The following is a 20,792-nucleotide window of genomic DNA, read 5'->3' on the forward strand; positions in this document are numbered from 1 at the left end:
GTGAGGCTAGTCGCGCAGCATCTCCGCGACGAGGAACGCCAACTCCAGGCTCTGCTGGGTGTTCAGGCGCGGGTCGCAGGCCGTCTCGTAGCGGCCGGCCAGGTCGTCGTCGGAGATATCCTGCGCGCCACCAAGACATTCGGTGACGTTCTCGCCGGTGATCTCGACGTGGATGCCGCCCGGGTGCGTGCCCAGCGCGCGGTGCACCTCGAAGAAGCCCTGCACCTCGTCGACGATGCGGTCGAAGTGCCGGGTCTTGTAGCCCGTCGAGCTCTCGTGGGTGTTGCCGTGCATCGGGTCGCACTGCCAGATGACCTGGTGGCCGGAGGCCTCCACCTTCTGGATGATGCCCGGCAGCACGTCGCGCACCTTGCCGTTGCCCATCCGGCTGACCAGCGTGAGCCGGCCCGGAATGTTGTGCGGGTCAAGGCGTTCCACGTACTCGACGGCCATCTCGGGCGTCGTCGTCGGGCCGATCTTGATGCCGATCGGGTTGGCGATGGTCTCGACGAACGCGATGTGCGCGTGGTCCAGCTGACGGGTGCGCTCGCCGATCCAGACGTAGTGCGCCGACAGGTCGTACAGGCGCGGTTCGTCGAACTCGGTGGACAGGCGCAGCATGGCGCGCTCGTAGTCGAGCACCAGGGCCTCGTGGCTGGCGTAGATCTCGGCGGTCTGCAGGTTGCGGTCGTTGACGCCGCAGGCCGTCATGAAGTTCAGGCCACGGTCGATCTCGGCCGCCAGCGCCTCGTACCGGGCACCCGCCGGCGACGTGCGGACGAACTCGCGGTTCCATTCGTGCACCTGCTGCAGCGACGCCAGACCCGACGAGGTCAGCGCCCGCACCAGGTTCATCGCGGCGCTCGCGTTGGCGTAGGCCCGCACCAGGCGCGACGCGTCGTGCACGCGCACCGCGGGGTCCGGGTCGAAACCGTTGACCATGTCACCGCGGTAGGACGTCAGGCCCAGCGAGTCGGTGTCCGACGAGCGCGGCTTGGCGTACTGCCCGGCGATGCGGGCCACCTTGACCACCGGCATGCTGGCGCCGTACGTCAGCACGACGGCCATCTGCAGCAGGGTCCGGATGTTGGCCCGGATGTGCGGCTCGGTGTTGTCGACGAACGTCTCGGCGCAGTCGCCGCCCTGCAGCAGGAACGCCTTGCCCTGCGCCACGTCGGCCAGCTGCAGCTTGAGCTTCTCGATCTCGGACGGCACGGTGATGGGCGGCACGCTCTCGAGCACCTTGCGCATCGCAGCAGCCTGGTCCGCAGGCCAGCTGGGCTGCTGCGCGGCCGGACGGGACAGCGCGTCGGCAAGGCGCGTGCGCAGGTCCTCGGGCAGCGGGGGCAGCTCGGGCAGCTGGTCGATGGGTACGTCGACGGTCCAGTTCACGTGTCTATGGTACCGGCGCCGACCAGCGACTATTTACCCGCCAAAACGGCGCCGATCGACGGATTCGGGACCACCGGGAGAAAACCTCGCCCGGTGCGCGACTATTGACGATGTGGAGTGCGAGATTGCCCGGGAGGCGCTGTCCGCGCGCATGGACGGCGAGCACGAACCCGTCCCCGCGCGCCGCGTCGACGAGCACCTGGCGTCCTGCCCCGAGTGCCGGCAGTGGCACGACGAGCTGGACAGCCAGATGCAGCTGCTGCGCGGACTGATCGCCGCCGACCGCACCCGGATCACCACGGTGGCCGACACGGTCTCGCCACCCGCCCTTCCCGAGACCCGCACCGGCCTCGACTGGCTGCGCATCGGCCTCGCGGTGGTGGGCACCATCCAGATCGTCCTGGCCGTGCTGCAGGCGGCCGGCGTCAGCATCGGCGTGCACGTCGGGCACACCATGGGCGGGCACGTGGTCAACGAGTCGACGGCCTGGTCCGTCGCCCTCGGCGTCGGCATGCTGGTCGCCGCCGCCCGGCCTGCCGCGGCGATGGGCCTGGCGATCGTCGGCGGGGTCTTCACCCTCGTACTCACCGGCTACGTCGTCGTCGACGGGCTGACCGGCGCGGTCGGTGCGGTCCGCATGCTGAGCCATCTGCCGGCGCTGGCCGGCGTGGTGCTGACCGTGCTGGTGTGGCGCCGCCATGCCGGCGAGCCCCCGCGGCCGGACCGCGACGCGGCACCCACGCTCGACGACATCACGCTGCCGGACAACGCCTCCCGCGGCCGCCGCCGGGGCCACTTGTGGCCGACCGACGGCAACGCGGCCTAGATCATCACGCCGAACATGATCGCCATGCCGGCCGCCGCCATGGCCTGACACGCCACGGCGAACCACAAGCGAGCCGGGGCCTCGGGGCGCTCGTGCCGCAGCGCGAAGTAACGGATGCCCCACCACAGTGCGGCGATCCCGAACAACGCTGTGACCGCCCAGTTCACGGCGTCGACCCACGCCGACGGGTGCCCACAGCCACCCATCGGACCCGCATGCGCCGTCGTCCCGGACATGTCCATGCCCGGCATGGACGACATCGAGGACGCCGGCTGCGATGCCTCGGCAGCGGTTCCGGCGCACTGCCCGGGCAGCACCCGCCCGTCCATCACGGCGTACATCCACGCCATCGCCAGCATCATCACGGCGTGATAGCCGTCGGCCACCCGATGGCCGGAGCGCACCACCAGGAGGACGGCGAACCAGCCGGCCGCCAGCAGGAAGAACACCAGCGGCGGCCGGTTGGGCACGCCCATCCCGGCCGGCCACGCCATGACCAGCATCGCCACGGCCATCACCAGGTGCAGCACCCGGCTGGTCTGGTCGGCCCACGTCCGGTTCTCATGGGCCGTGACCAGCGCGTACACGCACTGCGCCGCGCTCAGCAGGAACAGCCCGGTGACGAGCAACCGGAGCCAGATGTCGGCGATCACCGCGTCGCCTGCCGCCGCCGGCGCCAGCCCAGCGCCACGTCGACCGCGACGAACAGGGCCAGCGTGAGGCCGAACAACGGAGCGAAGCACCCGACGCCGCCGAGAACCAGCACCAGCAGCGCCGCCTCGTAGGGCCGCAGCGCCGACAGCGCACCGCGCCGCTGCCCGGTCGGCAGAGTGAAACCGGCGCCGCGGGTCGGCCGCCGTCGCCACCACATCCGGTACCCCAGCACGATCGCGACGATCATCGCGAGGGCGACCGCGATCAGCACCAGCTGGTTGACGAGGCCGAACAGGACGCCCATGTGCAGGTCGATGACCCAGTCGGTCATCTTGGCCATCAACGGCCACTCGGCGAAGTCGAGGCGCGCCGTCACCGTGCTCGTGGCGGGGTCGACGACGATCGCGTCGTACTGCGTCGGCCAGTCGCGCTTGCGTTCGGCGACCTGCCAGCCCTGGCCGGCCGTCGTCGGCGGATACATCCACATCGGTGTCCGCAGGTGGGCATCATGGGCGACCTGAAGCGCCGTGTCGGCGCCGCGCAGCGCGGTGGCCTCGTCGAGCGTCGCGCCGGCGGCCTGCCCCGGCAACGCGGTGTCGACGGACGGACTGGTCCAGCTCAGCTGCGTCCGCAACTGGGCGACGTTCTCCCCCGCGAACCGCGACCACGTCATGCCCGAGACCGCCAGCAGCGCCACCGCCGTGAGAATCCAGACCCCGAGCGTGCCGTGCCACGACAGCAGCCGGCGCCGCCCGGTCGCCCGCACATCGGGGACGACGAGCCGGCGCGGCTCGCCCCTCGTGTGCCCGATCCACAGCAACAGGCCCACGCCGGCGATCACCCACGACCAGCTGGCCGCCAGCTCGCTGTAGTTCCGGCCGAAGGCCCCGAGGTGCAGGTTGCGGTGCAGTTCGTCGAACCAGGCCCGCACCGGCAGCCACTGGCCGTAGGTGGTCAGGGCGCCGCGGACCGCGCCCGTATACGGGTCGACGAACACCGTGCGCGCGTAGTCGGCGGGGACGTCGTCCACCGCGAGCGTCACCTGCGTCGTCTCGTCCGGCGCGGCCGGCGGCCGGATGCTGGTGACGGTGCCCTCCGGGTGCGCGGCACGGACGGCCGACAGCTGGGCAGCCAGCGGCAGCTGCCGGTCGCCGACGTGGTCGACGGTGAGTTCGTGCCGGTACACCGCGCTGTCGATCTGCGGGATCACCGCGTACAGCAGCCCGGTGACGGCGGCGATCAGGATGAACGGCGCGACGAACAGGCCGGCGTAGAAGTGCAGCCGCAGCAGTGCCGGGCGGAAACGCTTCCACGCCGACGGATCGGACGCGACGGCGACGTCCGATTCGGGCAGGTGGGTATGACTCACAACTTGTATTGGTCGGCCCGCGGCGCCAGGAGTTCCTGCGCCCGGAAAATTTCTACGACACCTGGTCGTAGACTGGGCGTGATCAGTTCTTCAGGTGGAAGGCCGGTATTTCGATGGGCTCGGACCGGGCCGGCAGACTAGCGCTGCCACTGTTGGGTTATCTGGCCGCGGTCGCCGCCTTGGTCACCTACGCGCTCATCTCGGGCGACCAACGCTTCGTCGCCACGGGCGACAGCTACCCCGGCACGTTCACCTCTGTGGCCGAACCGGTCGGCTACTTCACGGCCACCATCGCCGCCGCAATCTGCCTCGGTGGCCTGCTATACGTCGTCACCACCGCGCGACCCGACTCCAAGGGCGTCATCGACCCGCCGTCGTTCCGTATTCACCTTGTGCTGGAACGGGTTTCACTGGTCTGGCTGGTGGCCTCTGCGTTCATGGTCGTGGTGCAGGCGGCGACCGATGCCGGCGCCCCGGCACTGCGACTGCTGGAAAGTGGCCGCCTCGGTGAGGCCATCGGCGCGTCCGAGATGGCCCGCGGCTGGATCGTCGCCACCCTGTGCGCCGCGGTCGTGGCGCTGACGCTGCGGTTCAGCGTGCGGTGGATCGCCATGGTCGTGCTGTTGCTGCCGAGCGTGATCGGCGTCCTGGCGCTGCCGGTGACCGGCAACGCCAGCGAAGGGCCTGACCACGACTACACGACCAGTGCGGTCATCGTGTTCGCGGTGGCGCTGGCGGTGCTGGCCGGCACCAAGATCGCAGCCGTCATCAGCCCGCCGGCCGCCGACCTCTACCGCCGCGTACTCATCATCCAGGTGGCCTGCGGCACCGCGGCCCTGATCTACGGCGTGCTGCTGCTCGCCGAACAACTCGGCCCCACCGGGCTGACCGGCAGCGTCTACGGGCGGTGGGCCATCGTCGCCGCGATCGCGCTGGCCGCGTCGTGGATCACCGATGCCGCGGCACTGCGCCGCGCCAAGCCGTCCCGGCTGGCCACCTGCCTGCCCGCGATCACCGCGCTCGCCGCGGTGTCCGCCATGGCGGTGCAGACCGCGCCGCGCCTGTTGCACCACAAGTACACGACCTGGGACGTCTTCCTCGGGTACGAGCTGCCCGACCCGCCGAATGTGGTTCGGCTGCTGACGGTCTGGCGGTTCGACACGTTCATCGGCATCGGCGCGATCGCGCTCGCCGGACTGTATGTCTACGCCTACCTGAAGCTGCGTCGCCGCGGCGACGAGTGGCCCGTGGGCCGGTTGCTCGCGTGGCTGATCGGCTGTGCGGCACTGCTTTTCACCAGCAGCTCGGGCGTGCGGGCCTACGGCTCGGCGATGTTCAGCGTGCACATGGGCGAGCACATGACGCTCAACATGTTCGTCCCGGTGCTGCTGGTGCTGGGCGGCCCCGTGACCCTGGCGCTGCGCGCCCTGCCCCCGGCCGGCGAGGGCGCCCCGCCCGGGCCCCGCGAATGGATCCTGTGGCTGGTGCACTCGAAAGTGACGGCCGCCCTGTCGAATCCGATCGTGGCGTTCGTGCTGTTCGTCGCGTCGCTGTACGCGGTGTACTTCACCCCGATCTTCAACACGCTCGTCCGCTACCACTGGGGCCACGAGTTGATGAGCGTGCACTTCCTGCTGGTCGGCTACCTCTTCTACTGGGGCATCATCGGCATCGACCCGGGCCCGAAGCGCCTGCCGTTCCTGGGCCGGCTCGGATTGTTGTTCGCGGTCATGCCTTTTCACGCGTTCTTCGGTATAGCGACCATGACCATGACCGACACCATCGGCGGGCCGTTCTACAAGTTCGTCGGCCTGCCGTGGCTGTCCAGCATCGGCGCCGACCAGCACCTCGGTGGCGCCATCGCGTGGGGTTCGAGCGAACTGCCGGTGATCCTGGTGGTCATCGCCCTGGTGGCGCAGTGGGCGCGGCAGGATCGCCGCGCGGCCTCCCGCGCGGATCGGCACGCCGACGCGGACTACGGCGACGGCGACGACGACCTGGATGCCTACAACGCCATGCTGCGTGAGCTGGCCCGCCAGCGCGGCCAGCAGTAACCGCAGTCCCGACGTCAACCAGTGATTAGTGCACGATTTTCCGCGTCACGCGCGGAAAATCGTGCACAAATCACTTGAAGTTGCGCAGCCGCAGGCTGTTCGACACCACGAAGAACGACGAGAAGGCCATCGCCGCGCCCGCGATAAGCGGGTTGAGCAGCCCGGCCGCCGCCACCGGGATGGCGGCGATGTTGTAGCCGAAGGCCCACACCAGGTTCATCTGGATGGTGCGCATGGTCGCCTTGGCCAGGTCGAGGGCCTGCGGCACCGAATCCAGGCTGTCGCGGACCAGGATGATGTCGGCGGCGCCGATCGCGACGTCCGTGCCACGGCCGATGGCCAGACCCAGATCCGCACAGGCCAGCGCCGGGCCGTCGTTGATGCCGTCACCGACCATCGCGACCATGCGACCGCGGTCGCGCAGCTGCTGGATGACGTCGACCTTGCCGTCCGGGAGCACATCGGCGATGACGTCGTCGATCCCCACGGCGGCACCCACCGCGGCAGCGGCCGCCGGGTTGTCGCCGGTCAGCAGGATGGTCTTCAGACCACGCTCGTGCAGTGCCGCGATGGCGCCCGCCGCCGATTCGCGTACCGCGTCGGCGACCGCGATGGCACCGCACAGCTCGTCGTCGACGGCCACGAAAACCACTGTCTCGCCGCGGGATTCGGCGCCGCGCCGGGCTTCGGAAAGTACTGCGGGCACCGCCGCACGGCCGGCCGCCCACGACGGCTTGCCGATGCGCACCTCGCGCTCCCCCACGGTGCCGACGACGCCGCGGCCGGGAACAGCCTGGAAATCAACGACTTCCGCATGCTCGGGCGCCGACGTGGTGATGGCCACCGCGACCGCGTGCTCGGAAGCCGACTCCACCGCCGCGGCGAGGGCCAGCACGTCGTCGGACTTCCAACCGTCGGCAGCAGTGACCGCGGTGACGGCCAGGTGCCCGGTGGTCAGGGTGCCCGTCTTGTCGAAGACGACGGTGTCGACGGCCCGGATCGCCTCGAGCGACCGGTGTCCCTTGAGGAAGATGCCGAGTTGTGCGCCGCGTCCGGACGCCACCATCATCGCCGTCGGCGTGGCCAGACCCAGCGCACACGGGCACGCGATCACCAGGACCGCCAAGGCGGAGGCGAAAACCTTGTCGGGACCGGCGCCGGCCAGGGTCCAGCCCAGCGCGGTCAGTGCGGCGATGGCGAAGACGCACGGTACGAACACCGAGGCGATGCGGTCGGCCAGGCGCTGCGACTCGGCCTTCTGCGCCTGCGCTTCCTCGACCAGCCGCACCATGCCGGCGAACTGGGTGTCGGCGCCGACGGCCGCGGCCTCCACGATCAGGCGTCCGTCGAGCACGATCGTGCCGCCGATGACGCTGCTGCCGGGCGTCGCCCGGACCGGCTTGGCCTCGCCCGTCATCACGCTGGTGTCGACGGCGGCCGAGCCCTCGACCACGAGTCCGTCGGCCGCGATCGTCTGACCGGGCCGCACCACGAACTTCTGCTGTTCGGCGAGCTCCTCGGCCGGGATGACCATCTCGGTGCCGTCGGCGAGCAGGATCGTGACGTTCTTCGCGCTCAGTGCCGCGAGCGCCCGCAGCGCACTGCCCGCCTTGGACTTGGCGCGGGCCTCGAAATAGCGGCCCGCCAGCACGAACACCGTGACGCCGGCCGCGACCTCGAAGTAGATCGCGTCACTGCCGACCAGGGCCTGCCAGATGCCGGTGGCCTCGGTGGCGTGGTGTCCGAAGAAAACCGTGTAGAGCGACCAGACCGTGGCCGCGGACACGCCGACCGAGATCAGGGTCTCCATGGAGACCGCGCGATTGCGGGCATTGCGCAGCGCGACGCGGTGGAACGGCCAGGCGGCCCACGTGACGACCGGCAGCGCCAGCGCGGTGAGCACCCACTGCCAGCCGGTGAAACGGGTGCTGGGGACGACGGCGAACATCACCGACAGATCGGCGAGCGGGACGAACAGCACCGCGGCCACCAGCAGGCGGCGCAGCAGATAGTTGGCGTGCGAGAGGTCCTCGTCGTCGCGGTCGCCGGCGATCACCCCGGAGCGGGGCTCGGCTTCGTAGCCGGCCTTGCGGATCGCGTCGCACAGATCGGAATCGGCAACCTCGGGAAGGGCGTCGACCGTGGCGACGCGGGTGCCGAAGTTCACCGAGGCGCGGACACCCGGCATCTTGTTGAGCGTCCGCTCGACCCGCGCGGAGCAGGCGCCACACGTCATACCGGTCACATCGAGCTGCACCCGGCGCGCGGCCGCACTGTCATCGGTGGTTGCGGCAGCGTCGACCGCGCTGCCAACCACTGTGCTGGCCGTCATCATCCTCCTATTGTCCCCGGCGGAGCCGAGGTACCCAAAAACATTGGTCGGACGTGCCCGGCTGTGAGTTCCCGGCACTCGTCACATATGGTCGGGCCGTGAACAGCCGCGGCGACGACGACGAGGTGACCCGCCTGGCACTGGCGGCCGGCCGGGGCGATCGCGCCGCATTGGAGCAGTTCATCAAGGCTACCCAGCGCGATGTCTGGCGCACCGTCGCCTATCTCGACGAGCCCGGCAGCGCCGACGACCTGACGCAGGAGACCTACCTGCGCGCCCTCGGCTCACTGCCCCGGTTCCGCGGCCGGTCGACGGCCCGCACCTGGCTGTTGTCGATCGCCCGCCGCGTCGTCGTCGACCACATCCGGCGCAAGCAGTGCCGGCCGCGCAGCAGCGCCGCCATCGAGCCCGAGACCGTCATCGACATGCACCAGCCGACCGCCCGGTTCGAGGACATCGTCGAAATCCGCATGCTGCTCGACGGTGTCGACGCCGACCGCCGGGAAGCGCTGCTGCTGACCCAGGTGCTGGGCCTGTCGTACGCCGAGGCCGCCGAAATCTGCGGCTGCCCCGTCGGCACCATCCGCTCCCGGGTCGCCCGGGCCCGCGACGACCTGCTGCGGGCGGGGAACCAGGACCAGAGCGCGGGCTGACCGCGGAACCCGGGCCGCCACTTGTCCGACCAACTCTGCGAAACTGGTCTACAGACTGAACGGAGTTCGGCTTGTCCACCCGCCACGCGATCGACCTCGAGCACACCCTGAGCGCCATCGGGCGCCGGGTGTTCGACGAGGTCTGGATCGGTCCTGCCCGCCGCTACCCCACCGCCGTCGCGGTCGTCGTGTTGGCGGTGTCGGCCGGGGTCAGCTGGTCGGAATCGCATCGGTGGGTACTGAAGGTCGTCGCCATCCTGTTCACCCTGGCCGCGATTGCATCGGCAACAGCGCTGTGGCGCAAGCGGTTTCGCGTGTGTTGCGCGGCGCTGTACCTGTCGGGCGTGGCCACGGCCGCCGGGTTCGGCGCGGTCTGGTGGTGCCAGACGTCACCCGCGAGGGTCGCGGTGTGGTGGCCGCTGGCCGGTTTCGTCGCTGCCGCGGTGCTGGCCGTCTGCTGGCTGGGCGTGGTGCTGACACCGTTGGAGCGGTCCCAGCCCGACATGCGGTTCAAGCCCGCCGGGAACTGAATCCCCTTTCCGTACGACTAATGACAGCGTGATCGCCGATTCCGCCCTGCGCTGGGCGCTGACTGCCGTGTTCGCGGTGGCCGCGCTGCTGTTCGCGGGCGCCGGGCGGCGCGTACCCGGACAACGCGGCGTCGCGGTGCTGCATGCGCTGGCTTCGGTGGGCATGATCGCGATGCTGTGGCCGGCCGGTATGCAGGTGTCGCCACTGCTGTACGTGCTGGTGTTCACCGCCGGCGCGCTGTACTTCGCCTACCTCGCCTTGTTCGGCTTCGAGCTACCGCACCCCGTCTACCACTGCACCATGATGGCCGCGATGGCACTGATGGGCCTGCTGATGGCGCCGAACGCCGGCGTCCCCGTGGCGACAGCTCAAACCTCCGGTCACCACAGCGCCCACCTCGGTCACGGCGCCATCGCCGTGACTCCCCCAGGCTGGTTCACCGTGGTCTGCATCGTGCTCGCGATCGGATTCTGCGCCGCCGCGCTGTGGTGGTTCTACCTGCTGGTGCGCGGGCCGAAGCGCCCGTACGCCGACCTGCTCATGGCGCTCGGCATGAGCGTCGCCTTCGCTGTCATGGCCGTCTGACCCCTCTCGAAAGGACAACATGCCCAAGCTGATCCAGACCCTCGCCGCCGTCACCGCGACGACGGCCTGCGCCGTCGCTCTGGCCGCACCGGCCGCCGCCCACGTCAAGGTGACCGGCGACGCCACCCAGGGCGGCTGGGGCGTGCTGAACTTCCGCGTGCCGACCGAGTCGGACACGGCGTCCACCACCGGCCTGTTGGTCGTGCTGCCCGACGACCAGCCGATCATCTCGGTCAGCACGCAGCAGAAAGCCGGCTGGACGGCCACCATCACCAAGAAGAAGCTGCCCGCCCCGCAGAAGGACGACGACGGCGCCGAGGTCACCGAGTACGTCTCGTCGGTCGAGTGGAAGGCCACCGCGCCGGACGCGCCCATCCCGCCGCACCAGTTCAACGTCTTCGCCATCTCGGCCGGCCCGCTGCCCAAGGTCAACACACTGACGCTGCCCGCGGTCCAGACCTACAGTGACGGCAAGACCGTCAACTGGAACGAGAAGGCCAACCCGGGCCAGCCCGAGCCCGAGCACCCGGCGCCGGCCCTGCACCTGAAGCCCGCCGGCGGCGGCGACCACGACCGGCCCGCGGCCGCGGCTCCGGCTGCCGCGGCGCCGACGTGGCCGGGCCTGACGGCGCTGGCCGTGTCGGTGGTCGCGTTGCTGGTGGCGATCGCTAGCCTGGCAGCCTCCCGACGAAAGACGAGTCACGACTAGAAAACCCAGACCGGTCGCAGCGCTGCTCGCGGCTCTGCTCGCGCTCCTGCTGCCGGCTCCCCTCGCACACGCGCACGCCGTCCTGGTCTCCAGCGATCCGGTGGACGGCGCCACCCTGCCGGCCGCGCCGAGCCGGGTCACCTTGAGCTTCGATGAGCCGGTTCGCCTGATTCCCGGTGCGGTCCAGGTGATTTCGGGCTCCGGCACGCGGGTCGATCGGGAGGTCCGGCAGCGGTCGGGCAACACCGCCATCGAACTGGACCTGCCGCCGGACCTGCCGCGCGGCAGCTACACCGCGACGTGGCGGCTGATGTCGGCCGACGGGCACGAGGTGTCCGGGTCGGTGAGTTTCGGTGTGCAGCAGGCGCCGGACGCGCCGCCGGAGGCTCATCCGGTCGCCTCGTCGTCGACAGCGTCGGACATCGCCCGCAGTCTCACGTACGCCGGCCTGGTGCTGTGCGTCGGCGTGCTCGCGGCGGCCCGGCTGGTGTGGGGGTGGGCGCTCGCGTTGCGCCGCACCCGCGTGCTGGCCGGCATCGGCTGGCTGCTGCTGGCCGCCGCGACCGTCATCAACGCCATCACCACCGGACCCGACGTCCAGCTCTACGTGCAGGCGGTTCTGCTCGTGCTGCTCGCCGCGACGGTGCGCGCCGGTACCGCGCTGTTCGTCGTCATCGCGACGGCGCTCGCGGCCGGTGTGGCCGCGTCCGGGCACGCCTCGGCCGGCCCCGACCCGTGGCTCGCCACTTCCGCCACCACCGTCCACCTGCTGGCGATGGCACTGTGGCTGGGCGGGCTGGCTGTGCTGACGCTGGTGGTCCTGCCTGCCCGTCGCAGCGACGAGCTGCAACGGTGGTCCCGGGTGGCCTTCGGCTGTGTCGCGGCGGTCCTGCTCACCGGCGAGTACCAGGCCTGGCGGCAGGTGTCGCCGATCGAGTCACTGTGGTCGACCGGCTACGGAATGGCCTTGTGCGCCAAGGTTTTCCTGGTGACGCTCATGGCCGCCCTGGCCTACCTCGGGCGGCGCCGGCTCACCCCGGAGCGGCTGCGTCGGACCGTACCGTGGGAAACCGCGCTCGCGGTGCTGGTCTTGCTCATGACCACGGTGCTCACCGGCGAGCCGCCCGCCCGCACCACCTACGGCCCCGCGTTCACCGCCACCGCCGCGCTCGATGAGGGCCGGCAGGCGCAGGTGCATCTCGACACCACGCGGCACGGCGCCATCCCGATCGACGTCGCGGTGCCCGGTGCCACCGGGCTGCGGGGCACCCTCTCGAGCGCCGAGATCGCTTCCCTGCCGGTGCGTTTCACGGCGGGTCCCGACGGTCGCTGGCACAGCACCTACGCCACCGCGCCGCGGCCGGGACTGTGGACGCTGCAGCTGACGGTCCAGTTCGGCCCGAACGACGCCACCGTCACCAGCGTGCCGTTCCGCGCCTGGTGAGCCGGCCCCGCTGAGTTACCGGGGCGCCGTCATCATCTCGGCGATCAGCCGGTAGCGGTGCAGGTTGTGGCGCGCGTCGACCAGCGCGTCGTGGGAATCGCGCGGCCGCGGTGGCATCCGCGGGCTGCCGCAGTCCTCCCAGAACTGCCGCAGTTCGCGGGTGAAGCGCGGCATCGCCGGCGGCAGGTCGGCCATCGGCCCCCACAGCTGGCACAGCACCACGTGGTCGTACGCCCCGACCCAGGCCCACAGCTCGATCGGCTCATCACCGTCGATGTTGAAGAAGTCCTCCAGCTCGGACCGGATCTGCCGCCGCGAGCGCCACACCTTCGATGACGGCGACGGCAGCTTCGGCAGCACGTTCTTGCGCACCCAGGAACCCGCCCGGTCCGGGTCGAACTCCGAGGAGACGGCGTAATACTCGCGCCCGTCCTCGGCGGCCACACCGATCGAGATCAGGTCGATGGTGCGACCGTCGTCGATGAACTCGGTGTCGTAAAAAAACTTCATTCAGGCAACCTCGGTCGGCGTTCGGTCCGGCGGCGCGGGTGCCGCGTGGATCTCGCGGTCGAGCTGTTGGTCCACGGCCGCGTCGTCGGGAAACTTTGGCATACCGGCGATCGCATCCTGTAACCACAGCTTCGCCCGCACCACCGGCCGGCGTAGCCACCGCTCGCGTTCCAGCGCTTTGTGCATCTTGCGCGGCCGGCTCGTATACCGCCACCGGGCCCACGGCGCGTGCGGTCGCGAGAGCCGGATTGCACCGATGACCAGCAGCGGTGTGATGAACATCCCAATCAGACCGGTCCACACCTTGCCCTTGAGCAGCACGATGACGGCCATCGCCAGCGTGATGAGGGCCAGCGCCACGACCATGACCCGGGCCGCCACGTCCTGATCGTCACGCCACACGGTGATGTCGAAGAACGACAGCGGGTTGAACCCCAGGATCAGCAGCCCGGCGACCGCGATCGCGACGAACACCGCGTCGACCGAGGTACGGCCATCCTCGGCCCAATACACGTCCGACAGATGCAGGATCAACGCGAACTCGTCCAGGACCAGGGCCGCGCCGATGCCGAAGAAGATTGCCGCCACGGTGAATTCGGTGACGCCGCCGTCGACCGCCAGCGTCACCATCGTCACGCCCGACACCATCACCAGCACCACGCCGATCACCGCGTGATGGATGTGCAGGCCGCCGTGACCGATGTTGCGCGGCTGCCACCACTTGCGCGGCGCCGGATTGTCGGCGTGGGCCCGGATGTAGCGCACCACGGTCCGGGTCACGAAAAACGTCAGGATGAACGCAATCAGGCACCACAACAACGGCAGCCGCCCACTGGACACGAACTCCGTAGGCAAGGGCGACCGCACGGTGAAAAAACTTACGCCCGGGTATGCGTGTCACTGCCCCGCAGGGCGCCGACGCGCCGGGCCCCCCGATAGGCTGTCCGGCGAGATGCGTATGGGAACTTGGTCGTGGCCCGCCTCCGGTCAACGGCTGGCCTGGCGGCTGTTGCAGTTGCTGGCCACGTTGACGTTGGTATGGGGCGCCTGGCGACTGCTGGGTCATACGCCGTACCGGATCGACATCGACGTGTACCGGATGGGCGGCCGCGCCTGGCTGAACAACACGCCGCTGTACAGCGAGAGCACGATCTTCCGTACCGAGGCCGGCATCGACCTGCCGTTCACGTACCCGCCGCTGGCCGCGATCATGTTCGCGCCGTTCGCCTGGCTCCCCCTGCCCGCGGCGAGCGTGGCCATCACGGTGACGACGTTCGTGTTGTTGCTGGTGTCCATCGTGATCGTGCTGACCCGGCTGGACGTCTGGCCGCAGTCCCGGCTGCGCGGCTCGGCCCTGGCCCGCCGCTGCTGGCTGGCCGTCGCGATCGTGGGACCGGCCGTGCTGTTCCTCGAACCGGTGCGGTCCAACTTCAACTTCGGTCAGATCAACGTCGTCCTCATGACGCTGGTGATCGCCGACTGCGTCCCCCGCCGCACCCCGTGGCCGCGCGGCGTCCTGCTCGGCGTGGCGATCGCCCTCAAGCTGACCCCGGCCGTGTTCCTGCTGTACTTCCTGCTGCGCCGCGATTTCCGCGCGCTGCTCACCACGGTGGCATCGTCGATCGTGGTCACGCTCATCGCCTTCGCGCTGGCGTGGGGCGACTCGTGGGAGTACTGGACCAAGACCGTGCGCAACACCGACCGCATCGGCACCGCGACGCTGAACACCAACCAGAACATCTCCGGCACGCTGGCGCGGTTCGGGCTGTCGGCGACGCCGCGGTTCGTGCTCTGGGTTCTGCTGTGCTTCGCGGTGCTGGCGCTGACGGTGTGGGCGGCCCATCGGGTGCTCCGCGCGGGCCAGCCGGTGCTGGCCCTGATGTGCGTGGCGATGTTCGGCCTGGTGGTGTCACCGGTGTCGTGGTCGCACCACTGGGTGTGGGCCCTGCCGACCATGGTGACCATCACCGTGATCGCCTACCGGGAACGCAGCGCCGCCCTGGCCGCGGTGAGCGCACTCGGCGCGTTCCTGCTGGTCTTCACGCCGATCCGACTGCTTCCCGAGCACCACGAGGTCGACGCGACGCTGTGGCGTCAGGTGATCGGCAGCTCGTACGTGTGGTGGGGGCTGGCCGTCATCGCCGCGGCGGGCACCGTCACCGGCCGCGGCACGCCGTCAGCCGACGCGGCTGAGCACGTCGCGCCGGTCTCGGCGACGAACTGACCGTGGCAGGGACCCGGCCGGCGCGGCCGTAACCCCACGGCGGTCCGAGAGCCGATTTTCCGCCACCGCGTTACGTTGGCGCAGCCGCGCCCTGGCTGTGGGAAATCACGAAAGCCGAGAACTGCCGCCTGGTGACGGCAATCCTCGGCTTTAGCGTTCTGTTCAGCCGGCTTTGATCGCGGGCGGCGGCGTCTTGCCCTCTTTGACGTCGGCCGCGTACAGGTCGACGTACTCCTGGCCGGACAGCCGCATCAGCTCGTACATGACCTCGTCGATCACGGCGCGCTCGATGAAGCGGTTACCGGCCAGCCCCTCGAAGCGGCGGAAGTCCATCGGCTTGCCGAACTTCACCTCGACGCGCGCGAAGTGCCACATCTTGCTTCCCGGCGGGTTCACGACGTCGGTATTGATCATGGCGACGGGAATGACGGGGATGCCGGTCTCCAGCGCGATGCGGGCCAGGCCGGTCTTGCCCTTGTAGAGCTTGCCGTCGGGCGAGCGCGTGCCCTCGGGGTACATGCCGAGCAGCTTGCCCTGGTCGAGGATCTTGGCGGCGGCGGCCAGCGCGTCGGCGGCGGAATCGGCGTTGGTGCGGTCGATCGGCACCTGGCCGGTCGACGAGTAGAAGAACTTGATCAGCTTGCCCTTGATGCCGGTACCGGTGAAGTACTCGGCCTTGGCCAGGAAGAAGATCCGGCGGCGCAGCACCAGCGGCAGATAGAAGCTGTCGACGACGGCCAGGTGGTTACTGGCCAGCAGAACAGGCCCCTCGTCGGGAACGTATTCCAGCCCCGTCACTTTCGGACGGCCCAGCAGGCGCAGCAACGGGCCCATCAAGATGTACTTGTAGAACCAGAAGAACATCGAACCTCCCGCTGAGGGCCCCCGGACGGTGCCCCCGACAACTTTACCCACCGACTGTCGGCCCGACCACAGCCCGCAGCGGACTGGTCATTCCTCCACAGATACCGGAATGGACTGGTATCGACCCGGCCCTGGTGGGCCGTCCGGATCGTCGGGCTGGCGGTGCTTGCCACCGGGACCGGACGGGTCCGTCGGCGGCTCGGGGTGCGGGCCGACGGGTCCCTGGTCGGCGAGCGCGGCACGCACCGCGTCGAGAAAAGTCGTGCTGTGTTCGGCGATGGCCGTCAGCATCGGATGCTGTTCGTCGTTGGCCAGGGCGACCAGTGCGCACACGGGGCACCACACCTGGTTGCAGTCGCTCGGGTTCTCGCCGTCGGCGAGCATGGCCACGGACAGCCGGACGACGGGATCGATCTTGTCGAGGAGCGCCTGGGCCAGCAGCCGCAGGTCCACTGGTAGGTCGCCCAGAGCGTCCGCCCCGAAATTGGTGTGCGTCACTTGGGCCACACCTCCGGGTCAGGGCGAAAACGGACGGTCAGTTCACAGCCGCGCAACGACGCGCCGATCACGATGCACCGGCGCAGGACTGATGCCAACGGGACCCGGCGCCTAGTGCCACCCGAGCCGATGATCAGGTCGTCGTCGACGCGGCCCAGCGTCAGAGACCCCGGGTCGATTTGCGGCAATTCTATCCGCAGCCGGTAGACGGCATCCAATCCTGAGCCCGATTCGCGGTCGACGATGGGGCGCGGGGGCGCGGGCGGCGGGGCGCCGTGCCGCAGCCGTGACGCATCCAGCAGCTCCCCCAGCGCCTTCGGCCCGATGGGCTCGCCGGCCAGGTGCGGCACCAGCACCAGACGTACGTCGCCGACGGCGGCATCCAGGTCGCTGAGCATGCTGCGCTGCTCGGCGATGCGCTCGGCGTACCAGTCGAAGGCCGGGTGCGCGGGCAGGTTCACGTACTCGTACGAATCATCTTGGACCAGAACCTGATTCACGATCAGCTCCGACACGTGCACGCCCATCAACGTGAGCGACGCCAGCGTCCGCACCGCCTCGGCCACCACCACCCGTTCCGGGGTGAGCACCAGGTGCGCGGTGACGTCCGGCTGGTCGAGCAACTCCCCCAGCGCCTCGGTGGCGGCGGCGAGGCGCTCGACGAGGGTGACCATGGCGGCCGTCTTCGCATCGGCCAGGCCGACCGACAGGCGCCGGTGCCGCGGCCAGGCCTTCTCCAGATACAGGGCGAACGCGGCGGGCAGCGTCAGCATCCGCATCGCATCGGCGGTCGAGGCGCAGTCGACGATCACGTGGTCCCAGTTGCCCGACGCCGCCAGCTCGGCGACCTCGTGCAGACCCAGCACCTCCTGGATCCCGGGCAACGCCGAAAGTTCCTCGGGTGCAACGTCTCCCACATCGGAGTCCGGGAACCGGGCGACCAGCACCGCAGCCACCTCACGCCACCGCGCCTCCAGCAGCGCCAGGGTGTCGAGCGCCAGGGCATCGAGCACGACGCCGGCGCCGTCGTCGACGGGGACCTGCGTGGGCGTCCGCAGCCCGGTCGGCGGGACGTCCGCCCCGAGCACGTCACCGGTGGAGTGGGCCTGGTCGGTCGACACGATGAGGACCCGCTGCCCGGCACGGGCATCACGCACCGCGGTGGCCGTGGCCACCGTCGATTTGCCTACTCCACCCTTACCGACGAACAGACTGATCCTGGCACGCCCAGCAGGGTCCGTGTCACTCAGACTCGACTCGCTTCTTGAGGTCCTTGAGCGCCGTGTCGGTCAGCCGGCGCTCTGCCTTGCGTTTGAGCAATCCGATCATCGGAATCATCAGATCAACCGACAGTTCGTACGTCACCTCGGTGCCAGAACCCTTGGGCGACAAGCGGTATGTGCCTTCGAGCGCCTTCAGCAGGGTGCTGGACACCAGGGACCAGCTCACCGACTTGCGGTCGGCGGGCCACTGGTACGTGAACACCATGGTGTCCTTGAGCACCGTGGCGTCGAGGACCATCCGCGCGGTCTTCGGGTAACCGTCGGCGTAGACGTCCAGGACCTCGGTCTCCGGGTACTCGGCGACCCAGTCGGGATATGAGCCGATGTCGGCGATGACGTCCATCACGGTCGCCGGGTCGGCGTCGATGTAGATGGTCTGCGCAGTCTTGTCAGCCACGTGTCCACTTCCCGAGTTGACGATGCCGGCGCGGGCGTCAGACGCCCGTCTGCCGAGTTCTCAATGTACCGCCAGCGCCCGGCCCTGGCCGGGCGATACCGGGCCTCAGGCCAACCGGGACACGCCCACCGGGCGCGTCCGCTCGAGATCGGTCTTGATCTCGAAAGCCATGTTCTTGCCGGCCACCCGGCGACGGTGGTTGAGGTCCGCCAGGTTCAGCTCGGCCAGCGCGGCACCGGACACGCCCGTCGGCTCGGCGTGCAGGAAATAATGCAGCACGACGCCGTCCATGACGGTCTCCAGCCAGACCTCCATGGTCCCGGTCAGTGCACCGGTGACGGTCCACCGCTGCCCCGCCGGACCGCGGTCTTCGACGACCGTCAGCTTGAGGTCCGGCCACCAGCGCCGCCAGCTGCTCTGGTTCGCCACGGCGGCACCGACGGCGGCGGGGTCGGCACACACGAAGGTCTCGTCGGCGATCTGGATGCTGTTCATCAGGACCAGCTTCACATACGCCTCCACAGTGTGATGAAGCACCCGACTACGCTGAGCACGGCATTGCTGTCACGGCACTGCTGCCAGTACTGCTTTGCTCTGACCCGAAAGGCCACACCGTGCGTGAGTTCAGCGTTCCCGCATCGTTCACCATCGGCGAATACGACAACGTCGTCGCCCCGGTGTACTCCCTCGAGCGCGATGACCCCAAACACGTAGCCATCCAGCGCCTGGTCGGAGACACCTGGACCGACGTCACCAGCGCCGACGTTGCCGCCCAGGTCCGGGCCACCGCCCTCGGCCTGATCGCCAAGGGCGTCAAGCCCGGTGACCGCGTGGTGCTGCTGTCGGCGACCCGCTACGAGTGGCCGATCATCGACTTCGCGATCCTGTCGATCGGCGCGGTGACGGTGCCCATCTACGAGACCTCCGCCGCCGATCAGATCCGGCACGTGCTGGCCGACTCCGGCGCCGTCCTGGCGTTCGCCGAGGCCGACTCCCACGCCGCCAAGATCGAGTCAATCCGGTCCGAGGTGCCCGCGCTCGGTGAGGTGCTGGTCATCGACGGCGGCGCCCTCGATCAGCTGGCCGACGCCGGCGCCGGCGTCGACCGCGCCGAACTGGACGCTCGCCTGGCCGCCATCAAGTCGAGCGACCCGGCCACCCTGATCTACACCTCCGGCACCACCGGCCGCCCCAAGGGCTGCCAGCTGACCCACGCCAACCTGCTGTCGGAGCTGCGCGGAGTCAAGGCCTGCTTCCCCGACCTGCTGGCCAAGGGCCAGAAGCTGCTGGTGTTCCTGCCGCTGGCGCACGTGCTGGCCCGCGCGGTCGCGGTGGCCGGCTTCAGCAACCAGGTGACCCTCGGCTTCACCAGCGACATCAAGAACCTGGTGCCGATCCTCGGGGTGTTCAAGCCGACGCTGGTGGTGTCGGTGCCACGCGTGTTCGAGAAGGTCTACAACACCGCTGAGCAGAACGCCCGCAACGACGGCAAGGGCAAGATCTTCCAGATCGCCGCGGACACCGCCATCGAGTGGAGCAAGGCGCAGGACACCGGCGGTGCCGGCCTGCTGCTCAACCTCAAGCACACGGTGTTCGACAAGCTGATCTACGGCAAGCTCAAGGCCGCCCTCGGTGGCAACTGCGTCGGCGCCATCTCCGGCGGCGCCCCGCTGGGCGCGCGGCTCGGCCACTTCTACCGCGGCGTCGGCGTCACCATCTACGAGGGCTACGGCCTGACCGAGACCAGCGCCGCCATCACCGTGAACCGGATCGGCGAGCTGAAGGTCGGCACCGTCGGAAAGCTGGTGCCCGGCAACAGCATGCGCATCGCCGAGGACGGCGAACTGCTGCTGTCCGGCGGTGTGGTGTTCGGCGGCTACTGGGGCAACCCGACCGCCACCGACGAGGCCTTCACCGACGAGTGGTTCCACACCGGTGACCTCGGCGCCATCGACGACGACGGCTACCTCTCGATCGTCGGGCGCAAGAAGGAGATCATCGTGACCGCGGGCGGCAAGAACGTCGCCCCGGCCCCGCTGGAAGACGTCATGCGGGCACACCCGCTGATCAGCCAGGCCATGTGCGTGGGTGACCAGGAGCCGTTCATCGCCGCGCTCGTCACCATCGATCCCGAGGCGTTCGAGGGCTGGAAGCAGCGCAACGGCAAGGACGCCGGCGCGTCGGTGGGCGACCTGGCCGAGGACGCCGCGCTTGTCGCCGAGATCCAGAAGGCCGTCGACGACGCCAACCAGACGGTGTCCAAGGCCGAGGCCATCCGGAAGTTCCGAATCCTGCCGGTCGACTTCACCGAGGACACCGGCGAGCTGACGCCGACGCTGAAGGTCAAGCGCAAGGTCGTCGCCGAGAAGTTCGCGGCCGAGATCGCGGCGCTCTACAGCTAGACGATTCCTCGCGAGCAGACGTAAAACTGTCGTTTTACCAAGCGAAAACGACAGTTTTATGTCTG

The 20,792-nt window shown here is 69.5% G+C and carries 20 protein-coding genes; 9 read left to right on the plus strand and 11 right to left on the minus strand.

Annotation, left to right across the window (positions count from 1 at the left end):
- Window positions 1-6 precede the first annotated feature (6 nt).
- Window positions 7-1,392: a class II 3-deoxy-7-phosphoheptulonate synthase gene (locus BR47_RS0103180; protein WP_020103604.1), complete on the minus strand. Its 1,386-nt coding sequence runs from the start codon at window positions 1,390-1,392 to the stop codon at window positions 7-9.
- Between the two features lie 112 nt (window positions 1,393-1,504).
- Between BR47_RS0103180 and BR47_RS29540 the strand changes: the two genes are divergently transcribed.
- Window positions 1,505-2,218, plus strand: a complete 714-nt coding sequence (locus BR47_RS29540) for a zf-HC2 domain-containing protein (protein WP_020103603.1) — start codon at window positions 1,505-1,507, stop codon at window positions 2,216-2,218.
- Here the strand turns inward: BR47_RS29540 and BR47_RS0103190 are convergent.
- Both BR47_RS0103190 and BR47_RS0103195 read right to left on the minus strand, forming a co-directional pair.
- Window positions 2,215-2,871 carry a DUF5134 domain-containing protein gene (locus BR47_RS0103190; protein WP_029118555.1) on the minus strand — a complete coding sequence of 219 codons (657 nt, stop codon included), beginning with the start codon at window positions 2,869-2,871 and terminating at the stop codon, window positions 2,215-2,217. The two genes, BR47_RS29540 and BR47_RS0103190, sit on opposite strands and share 4 nt — an antisense overlap.
- A complete protein-coding gene (locus BR47_RS0103195) occupies window positions 2,868-4,241 on the minus strand; it encodes a PepSY-associated TM helix domain-containing protein (RefSeq protein ID WP_051634573.1) in 1,374 nt (457 codons plus the stop codon). Before BR47_RS0103195 ends, BR47_RS0103190 begins: the two co-directional genes overlap by 4 nt.
- A gap of 113 nt (window positions 4,242-4,354) precedes the next feature.
- Here BR47_RS0103195 and BR47_RS0103200 point away from each other — a divergent pair, with 113 nt between their 5' ends.
- The gene (locus BR47_RS0103200; protein ID WP_029118557.1) at window positions 4,355-6,295 is read left to right on the plus strand and encodes a cytochrome c oxidase assembly protein; all 1,941 of its coding nucleotides are present in this window, start codon (window positions 4,355-4,357) and stop codon (window positions 6,293-6,295) included.
- A gap of 70 nt (window positions 6,296-6,365) precedes the next feature.
- Here the strand turns inward: BR47_RS0103200 and BR47_RS0103205 are convergent, their stop codons facing one another.
- The gene (locus BR47_RS0103205; protein ID WP_029118558.1) at window positions 6,366-8,630 is read right to left on the minus strand and encodes a heavy metal translocating P-type ATPase; all 2,265 of its coding nucleotides are present in this window, start codon (window positions 8,628-8,630) and stop codon (window positions 6,366-6,368) included.
- 95 nt (window positions 8,631-8,725) lie between these two features.
- Between BR47_RS0103205 and sigC the strand changes: the two genes are divergently transcribed.
- From sigC to BR47_RS0103230, 5 genes are all read left to right on the plus strand, one after another.
- On the plus strand, window positions 8,726-9,280 hold the full coding sequence (gene sigC / locus BR47_RS0103210) for an RNA polymerase sigma factor SigC (protein ID WP_029105716.1): 555 nt from the start codon (window positions 8,726-8,728) through the stop codon (window positions 9,278-9,280).
- 71 nt (window positions 9,281-9,351) lie between these two features.
- Window positions 9,352-9,810, plus strand: coding sequence for a hypothetical protein (locus tag BR47_RS29545; protein WP_020103597.1), 459 nt, complete (start codon window positions 9,352-9,354; stop codon window positions 9,808-9,810).
- A gap of 28 nt (window positions 9,811-9,838) precedes the next feature.
- The gene (locus BR47_RS31885; protein WP_020103596.1) at window positions 9,839-10,396 is read left to right on the plus strand and encodes a DUF5134 domain-containing protein; all 558 of its coding nucleotides are present in this window, start codon (window positions 9,839-9,841) and stop codon (window positions 10,394-10,396) included.
- 19 nt (window positions 10,397-10,415) lie between these two features.
- A complete protein-coding gene (locus BR47_RS0103225; RefSeq protein ID WP_029118559.1) occupies window positions 10,416-11,105 on the plus strand; it encodes a YcnI family protein in 690 nt (229 codons plus the stop codon).
- Between the two features lie 49 nt (window positions 11,106-11,154).
- Window positions 11,155-12,549 carry a copper resistance CopC/CopD family protein gene (locus tag BR47_RS0103230; protein ID WP_167542221.1) on the plus strand — a complete coding sequence of 465 codons (1,395 nt, stop codon included), beginning with the start codon at window positions 11,155-11,157 and terminating at the stop codon, window positions 12,547-12,549.
- A gap of 15 nt (window positions 12,550-12,564) precedes the next feature.
- Here BR47_RS0103230 and BR47_RS0103235 read toward each other — a convergent pair whose 3' ends face one another.
- Both BR47_RS0103235 and BR47_RS0103240 read right to left on the minus strand, forming a co-directional pair.
- Window positions 12,565-13,059 (minus strand): polyadenylate-specific 3'-exoribonuclease AS, encoded by a 495-nt coding sequence (locus tag BR47_RS0103235; RefSeq protein ID WP_020103593.1) that lies wholly within the window; start codon window positions 13,057-13,059, stop codon window positions 12,565-12,567.
- Window positions 13,060-13,899: a hypothetical protein gene (locus tag BR47_RS0103240; protein ID WP_020103592.1), complete on the minus strand. Its 840-nt coding sequence runs from the start codon at window positions 13,897-13,899 to the stop codon at window positions 13,060-13,062.
- A 118-nt stretch (window positions 13,900-14,017) separates the two neighbouring features.
- Here BR47_RS0103240 and BR47_RS0103245 point away from each other — a divergent pair, with 118 nt between their 5' ends.
- Window positions 14,018-15,283, plus strand: coding sequence for a glycosyltransferase family 87 protein (locus BR47_RS0103245; RefSeq protein ID WP_029118561.1), 1,266 nt, complete (start codon window positions 14,018-14,020; stop codon window positions 15,281-15,283).
- 162 nt (window positions 15,284-15,445) lie between these two features.
- Here BR47_RS0103245 and BR47_RS0103250 read toward each other — a convergent pair whose 3' ends face one another.
- The 5 genes from BR47_RS0103250 to BR47_RS0103270 all read right to left on the minus strand — a co-directional run bounded on the left by BR47_RS0103250 (window position 15,446) and on the right by BR47_RS0103270 (window position 18,820).
- Entirely contained in the window at window positions 15,446-16,147 is a 702-nt protein-coding gene (locus BR47_RS0103250; RefSeq protein ID WP_020103590.1) for a lysophospholipid acyltransferase family protein, read from the minus strand.
- Window positions 16,148-16,234: 87 nt separating this feature from the next.
- Entirely contained in the window at window positions 16,235-16,645 is a 411-nt protein-coding gene (locus tag BR47_RS0103255; RefSeq protein ID WP_081831185.1) for a hypothetical protein, read from the minus strand.
- Window positions 16,642-17,895, minus strand: coding sequence for an ArsA family ATPase (locus BR47_RS0103260; protein WP_029118563.1), 1,254 nt, complete (start codon window positions 17,893-17,895; stop codon window positions 16,642-16,644). The genes BR47_RS0103255 and BR47_RS0103260 overlap by 4 nt, the downstream gene beginning before the upstream one ends.
- Window positions 17,888-18,325 (minus strand): SRPBCC family protein, encoded by a 438-nt coding sequence (locus BR47_RS0103265; protein WP_020103587.1) that lies wholly within the window; start codon window positions 18,323-18,325, stop codon window positions 17,888-17,890. Before BR47_RS0103265 ends, BR47_RS0103260 begins: the two co-directional genes overlap by 8 nt.
- A gap of 105 nt (window positions 18,326-18,430) precedes the next feature.
- Window positions 18,431-18,820, minus strand: a complete 390-nt coding sequence (locus BR47_RS0103270; RefSeq protein WP_029105711.1) for a hypothetical protein — start codon at window positions 18,818-18,820, stop codon at window positions 18,431-18,433.
- A 119-nt stretch (window positions 18,821-18,939) separates the two neighbouring features.
- Between BR47_RS0103270 and BR47_RS0103275 the strand changes: the two genes are divergently transcribed.
- Window positions 18,940-20,727 (plus strand): AMP-dependent synthetase/ligase, encoded by a 1,788-nt coding sequence (locus BR47_RS0103275; protein WP_029118564.1) that lies wholly within the window; start codon window positions 18,940-18,942, stop codon window positions 20,725-20,727.
- Window positions 20,728-20,792: the final 65 nt, after the last annotated feature.

The sequence above is a fragment of the Mycobacterium sp. UNC410CL29Cvi84 genome, from assembly GCF_000686745.1.
Classification (GTDB): Bacteria; Actinomycetota; Actinomycetes; order Mycobacteriales; family Mycobacteriaceae; genus Mycobacterium; species Mycobacterium mucogenicum_B.